The organism is Paracoccus acridae (assembly GCF_014642735.1).
Classification (GTDB): Bacteria; Pseudomonadota; Alphaproteobacteria; order Rhodobacterales; family Rhodobacteraceae; genus Paracoccus; species Paracoccus acridae.
Window position 1 is genome coordinate 1 of the sequence record NZ_BMIV01000044.1, and the last position, 2,500, is coordinate 2,500.

Sequence of the window (2,500 nt, forward strand, 5' to 3'; positions counted from 1 at the left end):
GAAAGCCCTCGCGTTTGGCGAGGGCTTGATGGGGAATGTTGGTTGCGGGGGCAGGATTTGAACCTGCGGCCTTCAGGTTATGAGCCTGACGAGCTACCGGGCTGCTCTACCCCGCGCCATTGTTGTCCTGGATCGGAGTGTTTTATCGTATCAGGGAGATGTTGCGTGTCTTTCCAGGTCTGGCGGTGACCTACTCTCCCACGTCTTGGGACGCAGTACCATCGGCGCAGCGGCACTTAACGGCCGAGTTCGGGATGGGATCGGGTGTTTTGCTCGCGCTAGGGCCACCAGACCGGGAAAGACACGCTCAGCGTTTTCCCGTTTATGCGGGAAGATGTTGTCCAAGGATGCTTTTGGAGGAAGGGATCGAGTCTGCCTTCTTCCGGATCAAATCAAGCCTATCGAGCCATTAGTACCGGTCAACTGAATGCATTGCTGCACGTACATCTCCGGCCTATCGACGTGGTGGTCTTCCACGGCTCTCAAGGGAGACCTTGTTTTGAGGGGGGCTTCACGCTTAGATGCCTTCAGCGTTTATCCTGTCCGTTCATAGCTACCCTGCACTGCCGTTGGCACGACAACAGGTCCACCAGTGGAACGTTCACCCCGGTCCTCTCGTACTAGGGGCAACTCCTCTCAAGTCTCCAACACCCACGGCAGATAGGGACCGAACTGTCTCACGACGTTCTAAACCCAGCTCACGTACCTCTTTAAACGGCGAACAGCCGTACCCTTGGGACCTGCTCCAGCCCCAGGATGAGATGAGCCGACATCGAGGTGCCAAACGATGCCGTCGATATGGACTCTTGGGCATCATCAGCCTGTTATCCCCAGCGTACCTTTTATCCGTTGAGCGATGGCCCTTCCACTCGGGACCACCGGATCACTATGGCCGTCTTTCGACTCTGCTCGACTTGTCAGTCTTGCAGTCAGGCTGGCTTCTGCCATTGCACTCAACGAGCGATTTCCGACCGCTCTGAGCCAACCTTCGCGCGCCTCCGTTACTGTTTGGGAGGCGACCGCCCCAGTCAAACTACCCACCACGCAGGGTCCCGGACCCGGATAACGGGCCGCGGTTAGACATCAGAACAGCGAAGGGCGGTATCTCAAGGGTGGCTCCACGGGAACTGGCGTCCCCGCTTCAAAGCCTACCGCCTATCCTGCACATCGCAATCCTGATGCCAGTGCGAAGTTGTAGTAAAGGTGCATGGGGTCTTTCCGTCTAACCGCGGGAAGTCTGCATCTTCACAGACAATTCAATTTCGCTGAGTCCACATTTGAGACAGCGGGGAAGTCGTTACGCCATTCGTGCAGGTCGGAACTTACCCGACAAGGAATTTCGCTACCTTAGGACCGTTATAGTTACGGCCGCCGTTTACCGGGGCTTCAATTCAAGGCTTGCACCTCTCCTTTTAACCTTCCGGCACCGGGCAGGCGTCAGACCCTATACGTCGTCTTGCGACTTCGCAGAGCCCTGTGTTTTTAGTAAACAGTCGCCACCCCCTGGTTTGTGCCCCCGACCAATGCTTGCGCATCAATCGGGCCTCCTTCTCGCGAACTTACGGAGGTATTTTGCCGAGTTCCTTAAATGTGGTTCTCTCAAGCGCCTTGGTATTCTCTACCAGTCCACCTGTGTCGGTTTAGGGTACGGTCTTGTGGAGGGCTATTTCCAGGAACCGCTCAGCCGCCCTTCCAATCCGATAAGGAAGAACGACACCTGCGATCCGTCACCATCTCCTGGCCCAGGACTATTAACCTGGTTCCCATCGACTACGCCTTTCGGCCTCGCCTTAGGGGCCGGCTCACCCTGCTCAGATTAGCTTTAAGCAGGAACCCTTGGACTTTCGGCGACAGGGTCTCTCACCCTGTTTGTCGCTACTCATGTCAACATTCTCACTTCTGATCACTCCACCGGATGGCTCACGCCCCGGCTTCACAGTCAGAACATTGCCTCCGTAACCCTTTGCAGGGCTAAAGAGGCAGCGTCCTATATCACAGAACGCTCCGCTACCACGTGCATAAATGCACATCCAAAGCTTCGGCTCGTGGCTTGAGCCCCGTTACATCTTCGCCGCAAGACCTCTTGATTAGACCAGTGAGCTGTTACGCTATCTTTAAAGGATGGCTGCTTCTAAGCCAACCTCCTGGTTGTTTTGGAAGTCTCACATGCTTTCCCACTTAGCCACGAATTGGGGGCCTTAGCTGTTGGTCAGGGTTGTTTCCCTCTCCACGACGGACGTTAGCACCCGCCGTGTGTCTCCCGGATAGTCCTCTCGGGTATTCGGAGTTTGCTTAGACTCAGTAAGGCTGTGGGCCCCCATCATCCATGCAGTGCTCTACCCCCCGAGGGATACGTCCGAGGCGCTACCTAAATAGCTTTCGCGGAGAACCAGCTATCTCCGAGTTTGATTGGCCTTTCACCCCTAGGCACAAGTCATCCCGACCTTTTTCAACAGGTGTGGGTTCGGACCTCCAGTTGGTGTTACCCAACCTTCATCCT

1 tRNA gene and 2 rRNA genes (1 of these 3 cut by a window edge) are annotated in these 2,500 nt (G+C 55.8%); all 3 read right to left on the reverse strand.

Annotation, left to right across the window (positions count from 1 at the left end):
* Positions 1–39 precede the first annotated feature (39 nt).
* Positions 40–116: transfer RNA gene (locus IEX25_RS19335), tRNA-Met, on the reverse strand.
* A gap of 61 nt (positions 117–177) precedes the next feature.
* Positions 178–292, reverse strand: a 5S ribosomal RNA gene (rrf, locus tag IEX25_RS19340).
* A 96-nt stretch (positions 293–388) separates the two neighbouring features.
* Positions 389–2,500, reverse strand: a 23S ribosomal RNA gene (locus IEX25_RS19345); it runs 724 nt beyond the window's last position.